At 47.7% G+C, this 22,907-nt stretch carries 21 protein-coding genes; 8 read left to right on the top strand and 13 right to left on the bottom strand.

Annotation, left to right across the window (positions count from 1 at the left end):
• The first annotated feature begins 4 nt into the window (after positions 1–4).
• Positions 5–574 (top strand): outer membrane beta-barrel protein, encoded by a 570-nt coding sequence (locus BGX16_RS04845; RefSeq protein ID WP_157797873.1) that lies wholly within the window; start codon positions 5–7, stop codon positions 572–574.
• 100 nt (positions 575–674) lie between these two features.
• Here BGX16_RS04845 and BGX16_RS04840 read toward each other — a convergent pair whose 3' ends face one another.
• Positions 675–2,057, bottom strand: coding sequence for a TrpB-like pyridoxal phosphate-dependent enzyme (locus tag BGX16_RS04840; protein WP_100425035.1), 1,383 nt, complete (start codon positions 2,055–2,057; stop codon positions 675–677).
• Positions 2,058–2,349: 292 nt separating this feature from the next.
• Positions 2,350–2,529 carry a hypothetical protein gene (locus BGX16_RS04835; protein ID WP_157797872.1) on the bottom strand — a complete coding sequence of 60 codons (180 nt, stop codon included), beginning with the start codon at positions 2,527–2,529 and terminating at the stop codon, positions 2,350–2,352.
• A gap of 11 nt (positions 2,530–2,540) precedes the next feature.
• Here BGX16_RS04835 and BGX16_RS04830 point away from each other — a divergent pair, with 11 nt between their 5' ends.
• Positions 2,541–3,089 carry an FISUMP domain-containing protein gene (locus tag BGX16_RS04830; protein WP_157797871.1) on the top strand — a complete coding sequence of 183 codons (549 nt, stop codon included), beginning with the start codon at positions 2,541–2,543 and terminating at the stop codon, positions 3,087–3,089.
• A 32-nt stretch (positions 3,090–3,121) separates the two neighbouring features.
• Positions 3,122–3,325, top strand: coding sequence for an endonuclease/exonuclease/phosphatase family protein (locus tag BGX16_RS04825; protein WP_100425032.1), 204 nt, complete (start codon positions 3,122–3,124; stop codon positions 3,323–3,325).
• Positions 3,326–3,374: 49 nt separating this feature from the next.
• Here BGX16_RS04825 and phoU read toward each other — a convergent pair whose 3' ends face one another.
• The 5 genes from phoU to BGX16_RS04800 all read right to left on the bottom strand — a co-directional run bounded on the left by phoU (position 3,375) and on the right by BGX16_RS04800 (position 7,600).
• On the bottom strand, positions 3,375–4,058 hold the full coding sequence (gene phoU, locus BGX16_RS04820) for a phosphate signaling complex protein PhoU (protein WP_100425031.1): 684 nt from the start codon (positions 4,056–4,058) through the stop codon (positions 3,375–3,377).
• Entirely contained in the window at positions 4,058–4,816 is a 759-nt protein-coding gene (gene pstB, locus BGX16_RS04815) for a phosphate ABC transporter ATP-binding protein PstB (protein WP_100425030.1), read from the bottom strand. Before pstB ends, phoU begins: the two co-directional genes overlap by 1 nt.
• Positions 4,813–5,649 carry a phosphate ABC transporter permease PstA gene (pstA, locus tag BGX16_RS04810; protein ID WP_100425029.1) on the bottom strand — a complete coding sequence of 279 codons (837 nt, stop codon included), beginning with the start codon at positions 5,647–5,649 and terminating at the stop codon, positions 4,813–4,815. Before pstA ends, pstB begins: the two co-directional genes overlap by 4 nt.
• A complete protein-coding gene (gene pstC, locus BGX16_RS04805) occupies positions 5,646–6,518 on the bottom strand; it encodes a phosphate ABC transporter permease subunit PstC (RefSeq protein WP_100425028.1) in 873 nt (290 codons plus the stop codon). Before pstC ends, pstA begins: the two co-directional genes overlap by 4 nt.
• Positions 6,519–6,586: 68 nt before the next feature.
• Positions 6,587–7,600, bottom strand: coding sequence for a hypothetical protein (locus tag BGX16_RS04800; protein WP_100425027.1), 1,014 nt, complete (start codon positions 7,598–7,600; stop codon positions 6,587–6,589).
• Between the two features lie 223 nt (positions 7,601–7,823).
• Between BGX16_RS04800 and BGX16_RS04795 the strand changes: the two genes are divergently transcribed.
• Positions 7,824–8,705, top strand: coding sequence for a substrate-binding domain-containing protein (locus tag BGX16_RS04795; protein WP_100425026.1), 882 nt, complete (start codon positions 7,824–7,826; stop codon positions 8,703–8,705).
• Positions 8,706–8,804: 99 nt separating this feature from the next.
• Positions 8,805–9,551, top strand: a complete 747-nt coding sequence (locus BGX16_RS04790) for an exodeoxyribonuclease III (RefSeq protein ID WP_100425025.1) — start codon at positions 8,805–8,807, stop codon at positions 9,549–9,551.
• 85 nt (positions 9,552–9,636) lie between these two features.
• Here BGX16_RS04790 and BGX16_RS04785 read toward each other — a convergent pair whose 3' ends face one another.
• The gene (locus BGX16_RS04785) at positions 9,637–11,298 is read right to left on the bottom strand and encodes a putative transporter (protein WP_100425024.1); all 1,662 of its coding nucleotides are present in this window, start codon (positions 11,296–11,298) and stop codon (positions 9,637–9,639) included.
• Between the two features lie 50 nt (positions 11,299–11,348).
• A complete protein-coding gene (locus BGX16_RS04780; RefSeq protein WP_100425023.1) occupies positions 11,349–11,867 on the bottom strand; it encodes an FISUMP domain-containing protein in 519 nt (172 codons plus the stop codon).
• 199 nt (positions 11,868–12,066) lie between these two features.
• Between BGX16_RS04780 and BGX16_RS04775 the strand changes: the two genes are divergently transcribed.
• Both BGX16_RS04775 and BGX16_RS04770 read left to right on the top strand, forming a co-directional pair.
• Positions 12,067–12,966, top strand: a complete 900-nt coding sequence (locus tag BGX16_RS04775) for a LysR family transcriptional regulator (RefSeq protein ID WP_100426757.1) — start codon at positions 12,067–12,069, stop codon at positions 12,964–12,966.
• A 132-nt stretch (positions 12,967–13,098) separates the two neighbouring features.
• Positions 13,099–14,262: a CotH kinase family protein gene (locus tag BGX16_RS04770; protein ID WP_157797870.1), complete on the top strand. Its 1,164-nt coding sequence runs from the start codon at positions 13,099–13,101 to the stop codon at positions 14,260–14,262.
• Between the two features lie 5 nt (positions 14,263–14,267).
• Here BGX16_RS04770 and BGX16_RS04765 read toward each other — a convergent pair whose 3' ends face one another.
• From BGX16_RS04765 to tsaA, 4 genes are all read right to left on the bottom strand, one after another.
• Positions 14,268–15,023 carry a flavodoxin family protein gene (locus BGX16_RS04765; RefSeq protein ID WP_241899456.1) on the bottom strand — a complete coding sequence of 252 codons (756 nt, stop codon included), beginning with the start codon at positions 15,021–15,023 and terminating at the stop codon, positions 14,268–14,270.
• Between the two features lie 14 nt (positions 15,024–15,037).
• On the bottom strand, positions 15,038–16,429 hold the full coding sequence (locus BGX16_RS04760; RefSeq protein WP_100425021.1) for a DEAD/DEAH box helicase: 1,392 nt from the start codon (positions 16,427–16,429) through the stop codon (positions 15,038–15,040).
• A 21-nt stretch (positions 16,430–16,450) separates the two neighbouring features.
• Positions 16,451–18,013, bottom strand: a complete 1,563-nt coding sequence (locus BGX16_RS04755; RefSeq protein ID WP_100425020.1) for a bifunctional metallophosphatase/5'-nucleotidase — start codon at positions 18,011–18,013, stop codon at positions 16,451–16,453.
• Between the two features lie 369 nt (positions 18,014–18,382).
• Positions 18,383–19,069, bottom strand: a complete 687-nt coding sequence (tsaA, locus tag BGX16_RS04750; protein ID WP_100425019.1) for a tRNA (N6-threonylcarbamoyladenosine(37)-N6)-methyltransferase TrmO — start codon at positions 19,067–19,069, stop codon at positions 18,383–18,385.
• A 559-nt stretch (positions 19,070–19,628) separates the two neighbouring features.
• Between tsaA and BGX16_RS04745 the strand changes: the two genes are divergently transcribed.
• Complete coding sequence (locus BGX16_RS04745; RefSeq protein WP_100425018.1) at positions 19,629–22,907, top strand: helicase-related protein; 3,279 nt, start codon at positions 19,629–19,631, stop codon at positions 22,905–22,907.

The following is a 22,907-nucleotide window of genomic DNA, read 5'->3' as shown; positions in this document are numbered from 1 at the left end:
GAAAATGATTGGTTTGGTTGCGGGATTGCTTTTGAGCGCATCTCTTGCTTTTGCTGGTGAAGGTCGCACGGGCATTTATGCAAGTGGCGGCGCCGGTTTGCAGTTCGGTAGCACGGAAGGTTCGAATACGGCTACGAATTTTTTGGAAACGCTTGGCATAGACGATGCCGGTGTGGAATCCAAGGGTTTGCAAGGCTTTGCGTTTGACTTGAAGCTCGGCTACTCGATTATCCCGAACTTGGCTGTTTATGGTATTGGCGCGGTTTCGACCGATGCGACGATGACCGATGAAAATATCTCGTTCCTGTATGTGGGCGGTGGCGCTTCTTATTGGTTCCCGATGGATATTTTTGTCGGAGGCTCGATCGGTGCAGGTCGTTTTAATTATGAAAATGCAGTCTTTACCGATGACTTCGGATTCTCTTTCCGTATTTCGGCGGGTAAGGATTGGACCATCGGTTCTCGTGGCGGTATCGGCGTGGAACTTTACTACCAGCACGCGGCGACGGAAGACGACTATAGCGAATGGACCGGCAACATGGTCGGTTTGAAGTGTAACGTCAGCTATCGTTAAAAAGTCTGAAGGTGTAAAAAAAGGCGGCGCAGAGCGTCGCCTTTTTCAATATGTCGTTGTGATAATCACGCCTTCGGCTCGTTATGACACCGCGGACGGATTAAGCCAAGTTGCCCGGGAAGTGCGGGATTTTGTTGATGCTTGCCTGAAGATCTTCATCCGTCGGGATGTAGTCGTTCATGTTGCCGTCGTTGTATGCTGCGTAAGCCTTGAGATCGAAGTAGCCGGTACCCGTGAGGCCAAAGACAATCGTCTTTGCTTCGCCGGTTTCCTTGCACTTGAGAGCTTCGTCAATCGCAACACGAATCGCGTGGCTCGATTCCGGTGCCGGGAGAATGCCTTCCACACGTGCGAACTGCGTAGCGGCTTCGAACACCTGGGTTTGTTCCACGGAACGGGCTTCCATAAAGCCATCGTGGAAAGCCTGGGAAAGAATTGGGGTCATACCGTGGTAGCGAAGACCACCTGCGTGGTTTGCAGACGGTATGAATTCAGAACCGAGCGTGTACATCTTGGCGAGCGGGCAAACGTGACCGGTATCGCAGAAGTCGTAAGCAAATACGCCACGGGTCAAGCTCGGGCAGGATGCCGGTTCGACTGCGATAATCTGGTAGTCCTTTTCGCCGCGTATCTTTTCGCCGAGGAACGGAGAAACGAGGCCGCCGAGGTTAGAACCACCGCCAGCGCAGCCGATGATTGTATCCGGAACGATGTTGTACTTGTCGAGGGCGGCCTTGGTTTCGAGACCGATGATTGTCTGGTGCAAAAGGACCTGGTTCAGAACGGAACCGAGTTCATAACGGTAGCCATCCAGATTCAGAGCCGCTTCCACAGCTTCGGAAATGGCGCAACCGAGGCTTCCGGAGGTGCCCGGGTATTCGGCGTTGATCTTGCGACCGATTTCCGTGGTCATGGACGGAGACGGGGTAACGCTTGCGCCATAGGTGCGCATCACTTCGCGGCGGAATGGCTTCTGTTCATAAGAAACCTTCACCATGTAAACTTTGCAGTCCAGTCCAAAGTAGGCGCAAGCCATCGAAAGGGCAGTGCCCCACTGGCCAGCACCCGTTTCGGTCGTGACACCCTTCAAGCCTTGTTTCTTTGCGTAATAGGCCTGGGCAATGGCGGAGTTCAGCTTATGGCTTCCGCTTGTATTGTTACCTTCGAACTTGTAATAGATTTTTGCCGGGGTGCCGAGAGCCTTTTCGAGACAGTAGGCGCGAACAAGCGGCGACGGGCGGTACATTTTGTAGAAGTTGCGGACTTCTTCCGGAATAGGAATCCACGGAGTATCGTTGTCAAGTTCCTGTTTGACGAGCTCTTCGCAGAAGATCGGGGTGAGTTCTTCAAACGTGAGAGGCTGAAGAGTGCCCGGGTTCAGCAGAGGGGCCGGCTTGTTCTTCATGTCGGCACGGATGTTGTACCAGTTGGTCGGAATTTCTTTTTCGGAAAGATAAATCTTGTACGGAATTTCTTCGCTCATGGCGTTCTCCTAAAATATTTACTTTTGAAACATAGCTTTTTTGTAAGAGGGTAGAAAAATAATTGAGACTCGATAGGTGAAAATTCTACATTTAACAAATGAAATTTTTGAATTTGTTTTGCATAATGCTTCTTTTCTTCGTCGCGTGTGATGATACGGCATCAAATCCGTTAAAAGAAGAGTCTTCGTCGGCGTTTAGCAGCAGTGTATCGAGTTCAGACGAAAAAGAATTTTCGAGCGATGCCCGATCTTCTTCTTCGGAAAAGAAAGTCTTTTTTTATTCATCGAGCAGTCATGTGGAACTGTTATCGAGCTCTGCAATGTCGTCTTCTAATGAAGGGATGTCTTCGTGCGAAGCCGTTATAGAATCTTCTTCGCAGGAATTTTTGGAAAGTTCCTCCTCGACGGAATCCTTGTCATCGTCGGTAGAGGCGTCTTCATCGTCGTCGGAGATTTTTTTTGCTTGAATCAAGTTCAAGCAGCGTGAAGGCGTCCTGGTTGAATCTGAATCCAAAAATTCATTACGGGGAATACAGGGACCAGCGTGACGGACAAATTTACAAGACGGTCAATATAGGCAATCAAATCTGGTTCGCAGAAAATTTGAACTATGCAACGGACGCGTCGGATTCTGCGACTGGCCATTTGGAATTCGGAAAGTATTACAATTGGGCTGCTGCAGATACCGTATGCCCTGCGGAATGGCACTTGCCAACTTTTGATGAATGGAAAACATTGGCGATAGCTGTAGGTTCGTTCGATTCGGCTGGGAAGTATTTAAAATCTTTAACCGGTTGGGAATCGAGCGGAAACGGCAATGATCAATATGGATTTTCGATTGTGCCTGCGGGATATTTTAACGACGGCGGCGTAGTGAAAATGGGAGAAGTTGCGGCTTTTTGGAGTTCAACAGAAACGAATGACAAAAGTAAAGCGTTCCCATGGTATTTCTTTTATAACAGTCATTCTGCGACGGGATCGAGTTCGGTCAATAAGCAGTTGGGCTTTTCGGTCCGCTGTATCAAAGATTAGTTTTCAAGGTTTATCAAAGAAAGGATTTTTACATGAGACTTGTCTCTTGGAATGTCGCAGGAATTCGCGCCTGCATCAAAAAAGGTCTTCCGGATTTTCTCGCAAAGATCGATGCGGACGTCTTTTGTATGCAAGAAGTCAAGGCGGAAATGAACCAGATCGATTTTCATCCGGAAGGTTATAAGGAATATCTTTACCCGGCCAAGCGCAAGGGCTTTTTGTTTAATAGGTTATAAATCCGGCTAGGCGTTTCGCCTGCCGGACTTTTGCTTGGATGGATAGGGATTATTTGTCGTCGATTTCCGTTGCGCCGTTGATCAAGCTTACACCGTGATGCGTTCCTGTTTCGGCAAAGATTGCCCATTGCGCAACGTTCATCGCGTGGTCACCAATGCGTTCCAAGTATTTGGCAACCATAATGGAGTTGATGGCGCTCTCGGCACGGCTTTCGTTATTCTTAACGATTTGAACGAGCTCTCTTTTGGCAGAGGCAAAACAGGCGTCTACGGTATCGTCGCTGTCGATGACGTGACGAGCCAAGTGCAAGTCCCTATCGGTAAAGGCGCTCACGCTTTGGCCGAGCATTAGCAGGGTTGCCTTGCCCATGGCGGGAATCGCTTCGAGCTGGATTGGTGCATCGCTTGGGTCCGTGTAGGCGACGATTTCTGCGATATCTGCGGCCTGGTCGCCAATGCGTTCTAAGTCTCCGACCATTTTGAGGGAGGCGGAAATCAATCGAAGGTCACGAGCTACAGGCTGTTGGCTTAAAAGGAGGCGCAGACAGAGCCCTTCGATTTCTTTTTGTTTTTGGTCGATTTCCTTGTCGGCCGCGACAATGTGCTTAGCTGTGGCGCGGTCCAAAGAAGAAAGGGTTTCAATGGCGGCCCTTAAAGAATCTTCGACAAGGGAACCCATTTCTTCGATTGTGTTGCTTAAAATTTCGAGTTGGGAATCAAAACGGTTTCTCATTATCCAAATCTCCCGGTGATGTAATCTTCAGTACGCTTGTCCTTGGGCAGCGAGAAGAGGGTTTCTGTTTGATTGACTTCGATGATTTCCCCCAGGAGGAAAAAGGCGGTCCTGTCGGACACTCGCGTCGCCTGTTGCATATTGTGCGTGACCATGACGATTGTGTAATCCTTTTTGAGTTCAAGAACCAGGTCTTCGATTTTAGAAGTCGAAATCGGGTCAAGAGCGCTTGTGGGTTCGTCCATCAGCAAGACTTCGGGAGAGACGGCGAGGGCGCGGGCGATGCAAAGTCTTTGCTGCTGTCCGCCAGAGAGCCCGAGGGCATTCTTTTTTAAGCGGTCCTTGAGTTCATCCCAAACGCCCGAACTTTTGAGCGAGTTCTCGACGATTTCATCGAGCTTTTCTTTTTTGTGAATGCCGTGGGTTCGCGGACCGTAGGCGATGTTGTCGTAGATACTCATAGGAAATGGATTCGGCTTTTGAAAGACCATGCCCACTCTTTTGCGGAGAATGTTCGGATCCATTTTGCCGTAAATGTCTTCGCCGTCCAAGCGGATGTCGCCCGTGATTTTGCAACCTTCCACGAGATCGTTCATGCGATTCAAGGATTTGAGCAACGTGCTTTTTCCGCAGCCGGAAGGCCCGATGAATGCCATGATTTCATTCTGCTGAATGTTCAGGCTGACATTTTTAAGTGCATGAAAGTTTCCATAGTAAAGGTCCATGCCCTGAATGGTGATTTTTTCTTTTTGTGTCATGAGTTTTTTCCAAGCTTTTTGGCGAATTTGTTAGATGCCCAGTTGATGAGAAGGACGACTACGATCAAGATGACCGATGTGGCGTAAGCTTCACCGGTGTGAAGACCTTCGCGAGAAAGTTCGTACATGTGGACGGAAAGCGTTCTGCCCGAAGAGAAGATTCCCTTCGGAAAATCGGCGACCGTTCCCGCCGTGTAGATCAAGGCTGCGGTTTCACCGACGACGCGACCTACCGCCAAAATGACGCCCGCAAGGATGCCCGGAATGGCGGCGGGCAAAATCACCGCGAGAACGGTTCGGAGCTTCCCTGCGCCAAGTCCATAGGAACCTTCGCGGTAGCTGTCCGGGACGGAACGCAGAGCTTCTTCCGTTGTACGCATTACCAGGGGAAGGATCATGATGGAAATCGTCAGAATACCGGAGACGAGGGAATATCCCAGGTGCAGGGCGGTCACAAAGAAGAGCATGCCGAATAGACCGTAGATGATCGAGGGAATGCCCGAAAGCGTTTCCGTGGTGAGCCTTACAATGCCGACGATCTTATTTCCGCGGCTCGCATATTCCACCGTATAGATGGCGGCGCAGATGCCGAGAGGCCCTGCGATCAGAATCGATCCGAGGATAATGATCACCGTGTTCAGAATGGAAGGCAAGAACGAAACGTTTTCCGAATTGTAGGTGAGCGAAAACAGTGACGGCTTGAGAAAGGGAATTCCCTTCACAAGGATGTAAATCACCAAAAATCCCAATGCGAAAATTGTTATCGCAATGGAGAGAGTCACAAGGATTCTCAGAGCCAGGGAAAGGGGTGAACGTTTGTAATAACTGATCATTGGATAACTCTCTTTTTCAGAATGGAAAACATCAGGTTGATGATCAGGATGAAGGTGAACAGGACGACACCCGTTGCAATCAAGGCTTCTCGATGCAAATCCGCTGCATAGCCCATTTCTAGGACGATGTTTGCTGTCAAGGTTCGGATACCGCCCAGGATTCCGTTCGGCATGCGCGCTTGGTTACCGGCGACAAGGATCACCGCCATCGTTTCACCGATCGCACGTCCGAATCCAAGAATGAACCCGGCGACAATTCCCGAAGTCGCTGCCGGGAGAACCGTAAAGAAGACGCTCCTTTCATGAGTCGCCCCCAGGGCGAGCGAACCTTCGTAATAACTGTTGGGAACCGCTCGAAGCGCCGCCTCGGAAACCGAAATGATGGTCGGTAAAATCATGATACCGAGAAGGATCGATGCGGTCAAAATGCTCGCACCGCTGCCGCCAAAATTTTGACGCACGAACGGAACGATGACGACAAGTCCAAAAAAGCCGTAGATCACCGACGGAATTCCCGCAAGAAGTTCCACGGCGGGTTTCAAAAGCTTATGCATTCTGTCGGAACAGAATCGCGCAAGGAAAATCGCAGACAAAAGTCCTATCGAAGCGCCAATCGCAAGCGCTCCTAGAGTTACATAAACACTGCCGAGAATCATCGGGAAAATTCCGTAAACGGCAGGTTCGTCTGTAGGCGCCCATTCCTTGCCGAACAAAAAATCCGAAATGCCGATTTTAAGAATCGCCGGAATACCGTTTGCAAACAGGAAAACGCAAATCAGCGCTACAAAGAGAATACTCGCGAGAGCCGAAACTAAAAAGATATGCGAGGCGATTTTCTCTTTGAATGATGTGTTAAATTGAAACTTCATAAGTTTTTCTTTAAAAGACCCTCCGAAAATCGGAAGGCCTTTTTTTGGAGTGGATGAAGCTGAAATCCTTAGCGAATGGTCGTGGTGAGGCGAACGCTCAATCCGACGTCAGAGATTTTGTTTTCGCTGTAGACCGTTGCCTGCACTTTGCTACGGCTACCGACCTTTTTCACAAGACCCACGGCCCAGCCGAGTTCATCTGCGTCTGCATTCAATTCATCGCGGTCGGTGACGTATTCCACTTCGACAAACGCCTTGTCCAATATACCTGCGGTCGGGAATTCAATACCCGCGTAAACCGGGAAGTATTTGGAATCCTGGCCGTAAAGAGGCTTTGCGGCAGAACCCGCTTCGATCGTGGCTTCGTTCACGTCATCGTTTTCGCCGGTTATGATGGCAGCTGCTTCACCGTAAACAGCGAGCTTTTCTGCGATGTTGAACTTGGCGCGAAAATCGATCGCATGCGTGAGGACTGCGTCGTACTGAACCAGGTCCAGAACGTTTACACGGTAGCCAAGGCCGATCTTCAGAGCATCTCCGAGTTTCAGATCATCGTTCACGCGGAGGTAACCCTTGTTGAAATTTCCGTCTTCGGTTCCAATCATCACGTTCAGCTGATTCGAAGCCTTTTTCCAGCCGACTTCAAAAGCGTCATGAGAGTAATCGCGGGCAAGGAATCCACGCTTCGAAAGGTTCTTGTCGAGGTAAGCACCGAAGTTGCCAGCGCCTTCCGTATCTGTTTTCCAGTGACCGAACTTCACATTCAAACCGAGATCGTTCCACTTGTAATTTCCGTAATATGTATCTGCTTGATACTTGTCGGAGCCGCCGTTAAAATTCGGGGCATACATGCGAATGGTCACTTTTGCGTCGAAGTTGTCAGAACTGTAACTTCCGCCGATGTTTGCGCGGAACCAGAAACCGTCCAAGGTGTTGTCCTGGTCGTTATCGTAAAAAGCTTTCGCTGCTTGTGTCTGAATATTGCCGGTCAACTCAAAGTTGTCTGCAACCTTTTCTTCTGCGGCAGCTGCAATGCCGAAGGTGGCAAGAGCGGCGAACAAACAGTGTTTCTTCAATGTCATTATAAACTCCTTTGGGATTGTCCCTGTTTGAATGACGCTCTCAAGTTAAGTTGCCATTGTAAAATCAAAAGGGGACGGAAAGTAAAGTCTTTGAAAAGTCTGGAAACTGGCGAAAGTATGCTGTAGAACTTTACAAGGAATTTACGGCCTTAATCGTGGGGACTTTACAAGACAAGTCTACTTTATGCTCGTCATTCAACAACCTAATGAAGGAGAAATAAGAATGAATAAATCCACTTTAGTTGCTTGCTCTTTTGCCTTGATGGCATTGGTTCTGATTGTCGCTTGCAACGAATCGAAGCCTAAAACTCAAATGGAAGCGAGCGAAAAATCCGCTGCGATTTCTGTGATTACCCGTGAAGCGGGTTCGGGTACGCGCGATGCGTTTACGGAACTCGTCGGAACGATTGTCAAGGAAAACGGAAAGAAAAAGGATATCACGACGAAGGAAGCGTTGACGATTGACGGTACCCAGGGTGTGATGAGCACGGTCGCCGGAAACGAATATGCAATCGGTTACATTTCGCTCGGTTCTTGGAATAATACGATCAAGGCACTCTCGGTCGATGGCGTGGAACCGTCTAAGGAAAATGTGAAGGCCGCAAAATATCCGATTTCGAGACCGTTCAACATTGCAACAAAGGGTGAAGGCAACGCTCTTGTCAAGAACTTCATCGAGTTCATCATGAGCGCAGATGGCCAGGGTATCATTGAAGCAAAAGGCTATGTCGGTGTTTCCGATGGAGCACGCTTTGAAAGCAAGAAGATGAAGGGCAAGATCATTATCGCAGGCTCTTCGAGTGTTTCCCCGGTGATGGAAAAACTGAAAGAAGCCTATATGGCCTTGAATCCGGATGTGGAAATTGAAATTCAAACAAACGATTCCTCTTCGGGTATGCTTGCCGCAAAAGAAGGTACTTGCGACATCGGCATGGCAAGTCGCGATTTGAAGGCGAGCGAAAAGGAAGTGCTCACCGGTTTGACGATTGCTCGCGATGGTATTGCTGTAGTGGTGAACAACCAGAATCGGCTTTCGAACATTTCTCTTGCGGATTTGCGCGGCATTTACACGGGCAACATTCGCTTCTGGAATCAGGTGAAGTAAAAGATTCTTCGTTGAACTCCATACGCTGTCCTCATTTCTTCGGAAATGGGGACTTTCTTTATTAATTTTCCACTAGAATTGTTAAAAAGGAGTTCGCACATGAGACTTGTCTCTTGGAATGTCGCAGGAATTCGCGCCTGCATCAAAAAAGGTCTTCCGGATTTTCTCGCAAAGATCGATGCGGACGTCTTTTGTATGCAAGAAGTCAAAGCGGAAATGAACCAAATCGATTTTCACCCGGAAGGTTACAAGGAATACCTTTACCCGGCCAAGCGCAAGGGCTATTCGGGAACAATGATCTACAGCAAAACGGAACCGCAGAGCATCCAGTATGGTTACGGTGAATCCGAGTATGACGATGAAGGTCGAAGCATTACCGCAGAATTCAAAGATTTTTACCTCGTCACGACCTATGTGCCGAATGTAAAACGGGATCTTTCCCGCTTAGAGTCCCGCATGCACTTTGAAGATACGTTCAAGGCGTACCTGAAAAAACTCGAAGAAAAGAAACCTGTGATTCTTTGCGGCGACCTGAACGTGGCACACAACGAAATCGATATTTACAACGCCCGTTCGAACCGCGGACACGCAGGCTTTACCGATGAAGAACGCGCGAAATTCACCGACCTCCTCGCGAGCGGTTTCGTCGATACGTTCCGCAAATTGCATCCGGATACGGTGCGTTACAGCTGGTGGAGTTACATTGGACACGCCCGTGACAACAACGTCGGATGGCGCTTGGACTATTTCGTCGTGTCGGAAAGTCTTTTTCCGAAGGTGAAAGAGTCGTATATCTACGATGACGTTTTCGGCAGTGACCACTGCCCCGTGGGTCTTGAAATTTAGATCGCTACTCCTCGAAGAGAATAACTCAACTAAGTCACGGAAGTGGCTAGTTTCGTACAGCTTCGCTCGCCATGACGCGCTAGACTTAAGCGAGAAGGAGTATCGCTAGAACTTGTCCGCTTAAGATGCGTAAGAGCATCGTCAGAGGGTAAACGGAGGCGTATCCCACATTTGTCGCTTCGCTGTTCGTCATGCTGTTGGCAAAGGCGAGGGCAGGAGGGTCGGTCATGGAACCGGCGATCATACCGCAGAGGCTCAAATAATTGACCTTGAAGACGAGGGTTCCGACAATGCCTGCGATCATCAGCGGAATGAAGGTAATCAAGGCGGCGAGTCCCATATAGTAGAAACCATCACCGTTCAAAAGAACATCAAAGAACTTAATACCCGCATTCAAGCCAACGCACGTAAGGAACAACGTAATGCCTAGTTCGCGGAGCATCAAGTTTGCACTTGCCGCCATAAAGAAGTTTAGCGGGCCAAGCTTGCGCTTGCGAGAAAGCAGAATTGCAACAATCAGCGGGCCACCAGCAAGACCGAGCTTGAGCGGTGTCGGCATGCCAGGAATCGCAATAGGAATCGATCCGAGAATAATGCCGAGGAAAATGCCGATAAAGGCCGGAATGATCTCCGGATGGTCCAAAGCCTTGAGGGAATCGCCGAGTATCTTTGCTACGGCGTCAATGCCTTCGCTCGGGCCGACGACAAGGACCTTATCCGCAAATTTCAGACGCAAATCGAGACGTCCGGTGAACTTGAATTCTCCGCGGACGACACGGCTTGCGGTCACTCCGTAATGTTCCAGGGCGAGCGTTCCGAGAGTTTTGCCAAGAACCTTTTTGTTCGTCACAAGAATGCTGCGGGTTTCAATCTTCGAATGGAGCTGTGTAATGGGCTTTTCAAGGCGCGAACCGATCAGCTTTTCCATCAGCTCGACATCGTTCGGGAATCCGACGATGTGAAGTTTGTCGCCTTCCTGCAAAACGACCTTTCCGTCCGGCATTGAGACGTCATCGCCGCGCTGCAAGCGGGTAATCACAATACCGCTCGTTCGAATGCCCGGAATGTCCTTGATGCGCGCGTTAAAAAGGTTCTTGTTTTCGAGAGCGAGACTGCATGAGACAATGTCCTGACGGGTCTTGCCGAGCTCTGCCGTGTATTCCTCTGCAGCGGCCTCTGGCTTCTTTCTAAAAATGAGACGCACAAGAAGCATCACCAGAATAATGCCGATTACACCGAACGGGTAAGCGACCGCATAACCGATACCGGTAAGAGACGTGTCCGCACCTGCCGCCGCAAGAGCTGAGTTGGCGGCGCCCAGGGAAGGCGTGTTTGTCACGGCGCCGCAGAGCATACCGATCAGCACCGGAACGTTCTGGCTCATATCGGTAAAGAAGTAAATACCGACCGTAATCAAAACGCCCATCAGCACAATGCTCACTGCGAGAATGTTCAGTACAAGACCATGACGGCGAATCGAGTCGATAAAGCCCGGACCCACTTGCATACCGATTGTGTACACGAACAAAATCAAACCGAATTCCTGCATAAAGTGCAGAACGTTCGGATCCATGCGAAGGCCAAAATGCCCAAAGAGAATGCCAACGAAGAGAGCTCCGGCACCGCCGAGGCTTACACCCTTGACCTTAATGCGTCCGATCATGAGACCGATGGCCGCCGTAAAGGAAAGGACGACCACCTGCTGTGCGACCGAAGATCCTGTAAATAAATCAATGAACCATTGCATAAGTATTTCTGGGTTAAAGGGAATGCTTCTGGTATCTATCTAAAAGGAATCTACTTTTTGATGCAGCGGATCGAAGCGGAAATGCTTTTGTTGAAGTGTTCGAACACGGTTGTGTCGGTGACGCGGACGAGAACGGCACGGGAATCGTCAAAGGCGTCTGCGGTCCAGAAACTGGCGCTTGTGCCGAGGTCAGCGGACTTTCCGTCGTAATAGCGGAAGCCGGCCTTCACCACATTCAGAGCCTTTATGTCTGCCTTTCCAAAGTCCGCCTGGGTCGGAAGCGTCCAACCGTTTGGACAAATCTTTGTGGCGGTTTCAAACGGGTAAAGGCTGCCGTAGATTTCGCAGTTCTTTGCGGAATCGCCGTAGCAGTGACTTGTGCCGGTGAGATCCAGACGGGCGAGGTTTTCGGCCATCCAAATGCGGCCGCCGGTTTTAACGGTCTTGTAAGTTTTTTCGACGCAGACGAGCTCGTTTGAATTTTCGTTGTAGCTGCAGGTATTCGCCTTTTGGCAAGCGGTGAGAGCGAGGGCTGCTGTAGCAAGAGCGGCGAAGAACTTGATCGACATAATGACTCCTGATTGAGGTTTTTTTTACGGTTCAAATGTAGAGTCATTCATCACTTTTGACTAATAATTTGTTTGTATCAATTTATCAATAATTATTATTAATTAAAGATGATATTATAATTGACAATTATCTAATAATCAAACTATCTTATAGGAAAAAATCTAGGAACAACACCCTTTTTGCTTATATTTGACCGAAATGGAATTGACACAGCTGAAATATTTTTTGGAAGTCGCTCGAACGGAGCATGTGACGCAAAGCGCAAAAAACCTTTATGTGGTGCAGCCCGCTTTGACCCAGGCGATTCACAAGCTCGAAAGTGAATTGGGCGTTCCGCTGTTCAAAACGGTCGGTCGAAATATTAAGCTCACCGAAGCGGGCCGGTTCTTTTACGAAAAGCTCTTGCCGCTGTATGAAAACATGATGCTGCTTCCGTCCCAGCTGAAAGAGATGATTCAAAAGCAGAACAACAATATTAAATTGAACGTTCTTGCCGCATCCACTTTGATTACAAGCGCTGTTATCGACTATAAAAAAGAGCATTCCGACATCGACGTGGACTTGATCCAGAACGAAGAAACGAATGTCTTTGATATTTGCGTTCGCACGTATGCGAATTACCGCCCTGAACTCGATCACACGAATAGCGATGAAACCTTTGTTCATTCTGAAAAGATTTTCCTCGCAGTCCCGAACATTGCCCGTTACAAAAAGATGAATTCCATTTCGCTTTTTGACTTGCGAGATGAAAAGTTTATTCGTCTTTACGGCTCTAAGCAGTACCGTAAAATCTGTAACGAACTCTGTGAACGTGTCGGCTTTAATGCGAACGTCACCTTTGAAAGTGACAACGCTCTCGCGGTAAAGGAAGCTGTGGCGGCAGGCATCGGCGTCGGATTTTGGCCAGAACTTTCCTGGGGAAAAATGGACCATAAAAAGGTGCGCCTTTTGGAAGTGACCGATACGGAATTCAAGCGCGATATCGTTGTGTCGCTTCGTCGCAATCAGCAGGGCGATTCTAAAACGGAAGCCTTTTACAATTACCTGACCCATTATATTTTGCGCCGCAAAAAGAAGAAGCGCTCCGTTAATCCGTAAAATCTTGATTTTGGGGGGCTTTTCGGTTATATTCTAAACGAGTTTGAAGCTATGCGAATATTTCCGTGGATTATGCTTGCGGCCTGTGCGATTTTTTGTTCGGGTTGCCTTTGGGAAAATACAGAATCGTCAATGGATGACGTTTCATATTTGCCGTTGGACGATTCGGAATATCCCTACGCAGACATTCCGCGCGTGGTGATTGAAACGGAAAATTTTAAAGACATCCGAAATCGCGAAACCTTGGTTCCTGCCCGTTTGCAGATTTACGGCAAGGATTCTCCAGAGAGTGAAATTTTGGAGCTCACTGTACGCGGGCGCGGAAACTCGACCTATCACACTCCCAAATACGGACTCAAACTCGAATTCACCGAAAAGACATCGCTTCTCGGAATGCCCAAGAACCGCGACTGGGCACTCCTTTCGAAATACGGCGATAAGACTTTAATCCGCGACTATATGATGACGCGCCTTGCGAATTGGCTCGGAGCGCCTTTCACTCCAAGAATGCAGTTCGTGGAAGTTTACCTGAACCGCGAATACAAAGGTGTCTTTATGCTTTCGGAAACGATCAAGTTTTCGAAGAAGCGCATTAACCTTGCCCAAAACGATTCGAACTTTTTATTTGAAAAAGAAGACTCCAAAAAAGTCGATGACCCATTCTTTGAAACATTGGACGGGAACCTGATTCACATTCAGGAACCGAAGCGCGTTTCCGAAGAAAATATCCAAGTGGCAAAGGCGCACCTGGACAGCTTTGAAACCTATCTGCACCGGCAAGATTTTTGGGGTGAAGATTCCATTGAGAATTGGTTGAACATACACGATTTTCTCGTGTACTATTGGATTCAGGAATTTGCGAAAAACGAAGACGGCAAGTTCACCCGAAGCGTCTTCTTTTACTGGACTCGCGGCGGTCAAATCCACTTTGGACCGCTTTGGGACTTTGACCTGGGCTTTGGAAACGAGTCCCGTAAACAGTACAGCATGCCCGAAAATTGGTTCATTCGCAATTATCGCTGGAACCGCTTTATTCTAATGGATTACCGGATGTCGAAAAGGGCGAAGGAATACTGGGAAGATCACCGGGAAACTTTCCATGCGCTGATCGACAGTATTCCGCTGTACAAAAAGCAAATCGAAAAGGCGGCGAAGAATGAATTCAAACGCTGGCCGATTCTTGATAACGCTTTCCTTTGGGCGTTAAGGCATTCCTACGATTCCCACGATGAAGCCGTCGATTCCATGACCGTGTGGATGGAAAAACGTTTTCAGTGGATTGAAGATAATCTTTAGAATTTTTAGAAGTTGTCGTCGCGGTCGAACATGTGCGTGACGAATTCCGTGACGAGCGTAACGTAGGCGTCTTCGCCAAAGATCGGCTTCTGCATCAGGTCGATCGCTTCCTTGGAAATGGCGTCGGTTTTTGCAAGTTCTGCGCCGCCTGCCGCATAGCGTTTGCGGAGCATGTTCAAACGACGCTCTCCACCGCGATGGTGTAAGGCGCGCATCTGCGGGCAGGCTATCAAATAATACTTGCCCCTGCCGAGAATGATGTCGAACTGTTTTTTGATTGGTTCATACACAACGTCGATGTCCATCCAGGCACAGCTCGACAGCAGAATGATTTTTTGACCGGGCTTCTGGTGCTGTAGACCGTGCATCGGTTTGTTCATATCGGGCGTAGAATTTCCCCCGCTCAACTTTTGGCCCATGTAAGGGTGAACCATTCCCACGATACGGTCGAGCAAAACTTTCATTTGTCCCGGAATGCTAAAGAGGAACAGCGGGAAACTCCAAATGACCACGTCGGCTTCTTCGAGCTTTTTACGGGTCTCCGGAACATCGTCGTCTTTAATGAAACAGCTTCCGTCTGGGCGGCCCCAGCAGGTGAGGCAACCGCGGCAAGGTTTGATGTTTAAGCGGTCTATAAAAACATATTCCGATTCATAGTCGCCGTTTTCGAGCATTCCGTCCACGAAGGCTTTTGTCGGAATGAGCGTTCCGCTTCGTTCGTTCTTGGGGCTTGCGACCATGATGAGAATTTTCTTTGCCACAGGTTTTTCCTCTTTTATCCGTTTTGCGACTGCTGTCTTTTTGCCTGTTCTTCTCTTAAGCGGCGACGTGCGCGGCTGCCGAGGCGCTTGCCCGTGTGAGTCTTAGGCGTTGGAACGGCGTTTTGCTTTTGAGCCGCCTGAGGTTTGCTCGGTTCCTTTTTCGCCGATTCCTTTTTTTGCTCGCGCGCTTTGCGACCGCCGAACTTTCCGGTACGCCAGCGAGCGTTGCGGGCTTCGCTTTCGGGAGTTTCCTTTTGCGGAGGCGGGAGCTTTTCAAAAATCGCGCGGTCGCCTTCCGGAATTTGGACGCGGGTCAATTTTTCGATAGCGCGCAGGTCCTGCTCTTCGTCCGGGGCGCAGAAAGAAATGGCGACGCCTTCGCGGCCAGCGCGGGCGGTACGTCCAATGCGATGGACAAAGGTTTCGGGAACATCGGGAAGGTCGTAATTGAAAACGTGGCTCACATTGTCCACGTCGATGCCGCGGGCTGCAATGTCCGTGGCGACGAGAACGCGGATCTGTTCCGTTTTAAAGTTCCCGAGAGCTTCCTGGCGGCGGTTCTGACTTTTGTTGCCGTGGATGGCAGCGCAGGTAATCTTTGCCTTTTCGAGAATGCGGACGATTTTATCTGCGCCGTGTTTGGTCCGCGAAAAGACAAGAACCTTTTTCATTTCCGGATGCTCTAAAAGCATTTCCTTGAGAAGCGCACCTTTGCGACGTTTGTCGATGCGGTAAAGCTCCTGGCGAATGCGTTCAATGGGCGTGCTCTGCGGGGTGACTTCGACGCGGACCGGATCCGTGCGTAAAATCGATGCGGCGAGCTTTATGATTTCGGGCGGCATCGTCGCGCTAAAGAACAGGTTCTGGCGTTTTTGCGGAAGCTGTGCCACGACCTTTTTGATGTCGTGAATGAAGCCCATGTCGAGCATGCGGTCTGCTTCATCGAGAACAAAATATTCGAGCTTCTTTAAGCTGACCACGCGTTGATTGATGAGGTCCAAAAGGCGGCCCGGCGTGGCGATCAGCGTATCGACACCGCGGGAGAGCGCTCTCTTTTGCGGTAAATCGCTGACTCCGCCGAAAATGCAGGCGCTTGTTAAACGGGTGTACTTCTGATATTTTTCAAAGCAGTCCGAAACTTGAATGGCGAGCTCTCGCGTCGGGAGCAGGACCAGAACGCGGATCGGCTTTTGGCCTTTAGAGTCTCCGCCTTGGAGCAGGTTCTGCAAAATCGGAAGAGCAAAGGCTGCCGTCTTTCCGGTACCCGTCTGGGCGATGCCCATCAAGTCTTTGCGTTCCAAAACCGGAGGAATCGCTTTCTCTTGGATCGGTGTCGGAGTGGTGTATTTTGCGTCAACGATTGCACGCTGCAGACGTTCGTCTAAGGGAAGTTCGGAAAATTTCATATTGCGAACAAAGGTAGAAATTTAGCGGGACTTTTCGCTTGCCGTTACCAAAATTCTCCCTTGAGGCTTGCGGTAAAGCTCCGGAATTTCTGAACCGAGTGATTTTAAATACTTCATGACGGCTTCGTCATCCGTCATCACTTTGTCTATAACGATTTCACTTTGTCGAAACGATGTGATTTCGGCCCCGGCGTATGCTAGGTAAGAAGCCATCCCCACGGTATAAATTTTGTCATCTGCCATATTTACGTAGCCGCTGTCGGTTTCGACTTGAATGTTTTCAATGTGCGGAATGGAATCGATGACGATTTCGTAGCGCATACCCGAAACTTGCAAAAAGCCTCCAAATTCATCGGGCAAATGCGAAGCCCCTTCAGAAAGCGCGGACTTGATCTGTTTTCCGGTCGCTTTGACAAGGCACATGTCATTTGCAAACGGGATTACGTCTAAAATATTTTGGTAAGAGATGTTCCCGGCAGGGATCGTGGCGCGAACGCTTCCTCCGTTCACTAGACCGATTTGGGCTTCGAAAGCGTTCCGAAAGGCGTCGGCGACGAGATCGGCTAAATTCGTTTCGCCTTTGCGGACTAAACGTTTCCCGTCATCTTCGTTGATGTTCAAATCAAACTTTGTGCTGGAAATTACCTGTTGCAAGTCCTGAACCGCAATTGCGTATAAACTATCGTAGACCGCAGAAACGGATTTGCTTGAGGTCGTGATACTGTCTAGCGGCATCAATCGGGAATGAAATCTTCCGTCATGCGTAATGTCTAAAACGCCGACATTTTGAAATTTAGAACCTGTTTGGGAAACCAGAATACTATCGCCATTTAAATTGGGAACAAATTTTTCGGCGACAACGGAATGAGAATGGGCGTCGAGGACAGCATTGATTCCGGAAGTATTTTGAATTAATTCCATGGAAGTGAAGGGAGGCTCAATTCCGAAATGTGAAAGCAGAATCACGTAATCGGCACCCGCTTTGCGCGCATTGTTTACCGCGGTTTGTACCAATTGAAAAACATTGCCTGCCGGAATGTCGTATGAATCCTTTGAGGAATCATCTTCGAATGCATAAGATTCTGTTACTAAAGCATTGGGCGTAAGCGCCCCGACAAAGGCGATTTTCTTTGAACCGATTTGTTTTAAAACGTAAGGTTTGAACAGGGGCGTCGTTGTCCCTTTGAGGACAAGGTTAGAACAAATGATGGGTGGAGTCAGGGAATCGACAAGTTCCATCAAGCGCGGAAATTTGTAATCGAGCTCGTGGTTTCCGAGAGCCATAACGTCATAACCGACTTTATTTACAACCGGAACGACATAGCCTCCGTGTGAAATGCTTCCCCAGGCTCCGCCTTGCAAAAAATCGCCGACAGAAACGGTCGCCACGGCGGCTGTATCGGCAATCAAATCGCGGAGACCTGCGAATTTTGCATAGCCTTCCATATTGCAATGAACGTCGTTTTCGTAAACGATGACAAGGCTTTTTTGTGAAGAGGAAGGGGTCCCCTCTGCTTGGGAAGATGTTTCAGAACACGAAAATACAGCGAACGCAATGCACGAAAGAAAAAACTTTACCTTCATAGCCCCATCCAGTTTAACGTCTTAAATGGTACATGATTTAATATAAGTTTTGCTTCGGGGAATGCTTTGACGGAAAGCTCAAAAGTATCTAATTTCAATAAAGAAGAATTTGAGGTGTACCAAAAAATGCATCACGAAAGATGGGACCATAACGTTATGGGCGAGGCCTTCTTAGAAGACTACGCAGACTGAGTGAATGCGAAGGTCGCTGAAGGCGTCCTTGATAAAACTCGCGCGATGGCTCGTGATATGCTGGCTGAAGGTGATTCTGTAGAGAAGGTAGCTAGAATAACGCATCTCTCCGAAGAAACGATTCGCAAGTTGTAAAAACGTCGGTTTTCTGACCGTTGCAATGGCTAAAATTTTGATTCAAACAAGAGATACGCTCTGGACACAGAGCGTGTTATCTTTTACCGTAAACTTGATTTCGTAAGAAGCAAAACGGAAACCGTAAACACGGGTCGCATCCTTTTGGTACGCAGGGCGCGGATCTTCGGAAAGCACGCGCAAAAGCGCGGAACGTTTTTCGGGAGCAACCTTTTGAAGTTCCGCGTCTGGGAAGTTTACCGAGAGCGGTACAAATTTTACTTTATCTGTAAAGCCGCCTGTCGCCTGCGGAACGGCATCGGCGTAAGGAAGGTACGGTTTGATGTCCACAATCGGGGTTCCGTCCATGAGATCGGCACCGGAAACGGTTATGACGGGACCTTCGTTTGAATTTTCGATTTTTTCAATTTTGACGACGGAAAGCGCAAGCGGATTCGGGCGAAAAGAGGAGCGCGTCGCGAAAACGCCTTTGCGAACGTTCCCGCCAAGGCGCGGCGGTCGAACGGTCGGATGGAATTCCTTGCGAATATTTTCCGAAAAAATCCAGACAATCCACAGGTGCGAAAATTCTTCAAGCCCGCGAAGAGCATCCGCATTCCGGAACTCCGGCTCAAACACAATCTGGGATTTTAGATCCTTTAAGATTCCACTTTGGCGCGGAATCCCGAACTTGTCCGGGAAATCGGAGCGAATCTTTGCAATTGTTTGAATGCGGAATTCCTGAGGCATAGGATAAATTTATAAATTCTTACCGACATAGCTCCGCATTTTAAATGCGGGGCGCATCGAGTTTATTAGCTCTTGTTCTCACGCTGAAATCTGCAAATTTCCAATGTACGAGGACAAGGCGAACGCTCACGTAAATACGATTTTCGAACCGTAGCAATGCGGCTCGTTTAGGCGTATTTCGACAAGAACAGCAACGTTCCGCATGTCATTGCGAGCCGAAGGCTTTACAAGACTCTGCAACTTGTTGCAGTAGTCTTGTTATCCCCAATGGGGAGAAGCAATCTATACGAAACTTGCTGTGTTTTCTGTCGCCCGCTTTGGGACGTGGGTCGTTTGCATTTATCGTACATGGGCAATGCAGAGCCTCAGCGTGATAAATTGCAGCGACCTGCGTCCTTTTCTTGTTGCCAAAGAAAAAACGTTAGTTCGGGAATTATTTGTTCCGCCTGTAAATTCATCGAACAAGAGCGCAAAGTGCGATTTGTGGTTTTGCGTAATTTGTCTGACGCCGTCGGCTTTTATCGCTTTGCTACGGATTGTGCAAAGGGCGATTTGAAAGATGAAGTTGATAGACAATATCAACCAGAAGTTACGCGATGACCTAGCTTTGGAAATCAAACAAGGCAGCAAGGTCGCGATAGCTGCATCCTGTTTTTCAATTTATGCTTATCAGGAACTCAAGAAGCAATTAGAAAATATCGAAGAGCTTCGCTTCATTTTTACATCGCCGACATTTATCTCAGAAAGTTTTCCCAAAGAGAAAAAGGAATTCTTTATTCCGCGATTGAACCGCGAACGCAGTCTTTACGGCTCAGATTTTGAAGTACGACTTCGTAACGAATTGTCGCAAAAGGCAATAGCCCGCGAATGTGCGGAATGGATTCGCGAAAAGGCTCGTTTTAAATCGAACTTTACAAGCGAACACATGCTCGGATTTGCGAACGTGGATTCCACATCTTATTCTCCACTGCGAGGCTTTACAACAGTTGACTTGGGTTGCGAACGAGGCGACAATATTTACAACTTTGTGACCAAGCTTGAAGCCCCTCATTCGTCACAATTTTTGCAACTGTTTGATTCCTTATGGAATGATTCAGGCAAAATGCAAGATGTAACGGAAACAGTCATTGAAAACATTTCCGCAGCCTATAACGAAAATTCCCCTGCGTTCATTTACTTTGTCACGCTTTACCATATCTTTAGCGAATTTTTGCAAGACATTTCCGAAGATACTCTTCCGAATGAAAAATCGGGTTTTAAGCAGAGCAAAATCTGGAATATGCTTTACAATTTCCAGAAGGATGCTGCTCTTGGTGTTATCAATAAGCTTGAAAAATACAATGGCTGCATTTTAGCCGATAGCGTCGGTCTTGGAAAAACTTTCACGGCACTAGCGGTCATCAAGTATTACGAAAACAGGAACAAGTCTGTACTAGTCCTATGCCCTAAAAAGCTTGCGAACAACTGGAATACGTACAGAGGTTTTTACGAAGATAATCCTGTCTATGAGGATCGCCTCGGTTATACGGTTCTTTTTCATACGGACTTGAACCGAGAATCTGGAGATTCCAATGGAACGGACCTTTCGCGTATTAAATGGAGTGCGTTTGATTTAGTTGTGATTGATGAATCGCACAACTTTAGAAACGGCAGTAAATACAAAACGTCAAAAGGGAAAATGGTCGATGATGATTTCGAACTTGACGAAATCGACAAGATGAACCGTTATGCGACTCTTTTGAACAATGTAATTAAGCAAGGCGTAAAGACAAAAGTTTTGATGCTTTCGGCAACGCCTGTGAACAATCGCTTTAACGACTTGAAAAATCAACTTGCGCTCGCTTACGAAGGTAAAGAAGAAAACATGAATGACAAACTTTCGACAGATAAAGGAATTGGCGAAGTTTTCAGAAATGCACAAAAAGCGTATAACACGTGGAGTAAGTTTGAAGCCAAAGACCGAACGACCGAAAATCTGTTAAAGCTTCTCGATAGCGATTTTTTCCGTGTACTCGATGCAGTGACAATCGCACGTTCCCGTAAACATATCCAGCGCTATTACGATACCGCTGATATCGGCAAATTCCCGGAACGCTTAAAGCCGATTAGCAAAAGTCCAAAGCTGACCGATGTTTCCGGCGTTTGCGATTACAATAAGGTTTATGAGCTTCTCTGCAAATTAGACCTGAGCGTTTATACGCCGACCAGTTTTATACTTCCCAGTTGCCGAGAAAAATACGAATTAGCCGATGATGAATATCGTTCACTTTCACAGGCTGGCCGTGAACAGGGTATTCGCCGATTAATGAGCATCAACTTGCTCAAACGTATGGAAAGTTCTGTCTATTCATTTAACATTACAGTCAAGAAAATTAAAAAACTAATTGATTCTAAAATTCAGGAAATCGATGGATTTATCAAGCAAAAGACTAGTCATCAAAAAATTGAATTAGCGGAATTTGCAACTGGAAATTTTGCAGATGATTTTGATGCGGATGACCAAAACGATGACGTTCTTTATGGAGTAAAAAAGCACCTTCGCATTGATTTGGCTGACATGGATTATGTTTCGTGGCGAGCTTCGCTTGCAACGGACTCCGCTTTGTTAGATAGTCTGCTTTCGATGACATCTGTCGTGACGCCTGAACACGACGGAAAATTGCAAGAATTGCTTTCACTCATTAAGAATAAAGTTGAAAGTCCTATCAATGATGGTAACAAGAAAGTCATTGTATTCACTGCATTTGCCGATACTGCAGATTACCTTTACACGCATGTTTCTGCATTTGTAAAAGCGAAATTTGGCTTAGAAACCGCAATGATTTCGGGAACCGAAGAAGGCCGCACCACTGCTAAGCTCAAAAAGCGTGACATGAACACAGTCCTGACTTGTTTTTCTCCGATTTCAAAAAATAAGGCGGCCATGAAATCCAAGGAAACTGCGATCATTGACGTGTTGATTGCGACAGATTGTATTAGTGAAGGCCAAAACTTGCAGGACTCGGATTTCTTGGTGAATTACGACATCCATTGGAATCCGGTTCGTATTATTCAGCGATTTGGACGTATTGACCGCATTGGTTCAAAGAATGATAAAATTCAACTGGTGAATTTTTGGCCCGACGTGACTTTGGACGAATATATCCAGCTTAAAGCACGTGTTGAAGTGCGTATGAAAATCGTTGATATGACCAGTACGGGTGACGACAATATCATCGATGAAAATGAAAAAGCCGATTTGGAATATCGCAAGTCACAACTTCAAAAACTCCGCGAAGAAGTTGTGGATCTTGAAGAGATGAACGGTGGCATTAGCATTACCGATTTAGGCTTGAATGAATTCCATTTGGATTTGCTGGATTACGTCAAGAAACATCCCGACATTGAAAACGCTCCGCTAGGTTTGCATTCTGTGGTTCAAGCGACAAAAGAGAATCCGCCTGGCGTGATATACGTACTAAAAAATCGTGTAAAAGACGTGAATGTCGATAAGCGTAATCCGATTCATCCCTTTTACATGGTGTATATCACCGATGACGGCAACATTGTTTGCAATCATCTGAATCCGAAAAAGTTACTCGACGAAATGCGTCTCTTATGCAGGAACCAAGCGGAACCTATCGCTGGCTTATATCGTTTGTTCAATAAAGAAACACGAGATGGTCGCGATATGAAGAAGTATTCCAAGTTGCTAGGGGAGGCTATTGTCTCGCTTGTGGCAAAAAAGGAGGAGTCGCAAATGGATTGTTTCTTGAATGGCGACTTTGTGGATTTCAAGAGTGAAGTTGTCAAAGGTCTTGACGATTTTGAATTGATTTGCTTTTTGGTGGTACGCTAG

The organism is Hallerella succinigenes (assembly GCF_002797675.1).
Lineage (GTDB): Bacteria > Fibrobacterota > Fibrobacteria > Fibrobacterales > Fibrobacteraceae > Hallerella > Hallerella succinigenes.
Note: the sequence above shows the minus strand (reverse complement) of the source record. Positions and strands in the feature narration are given on the sequence as shown.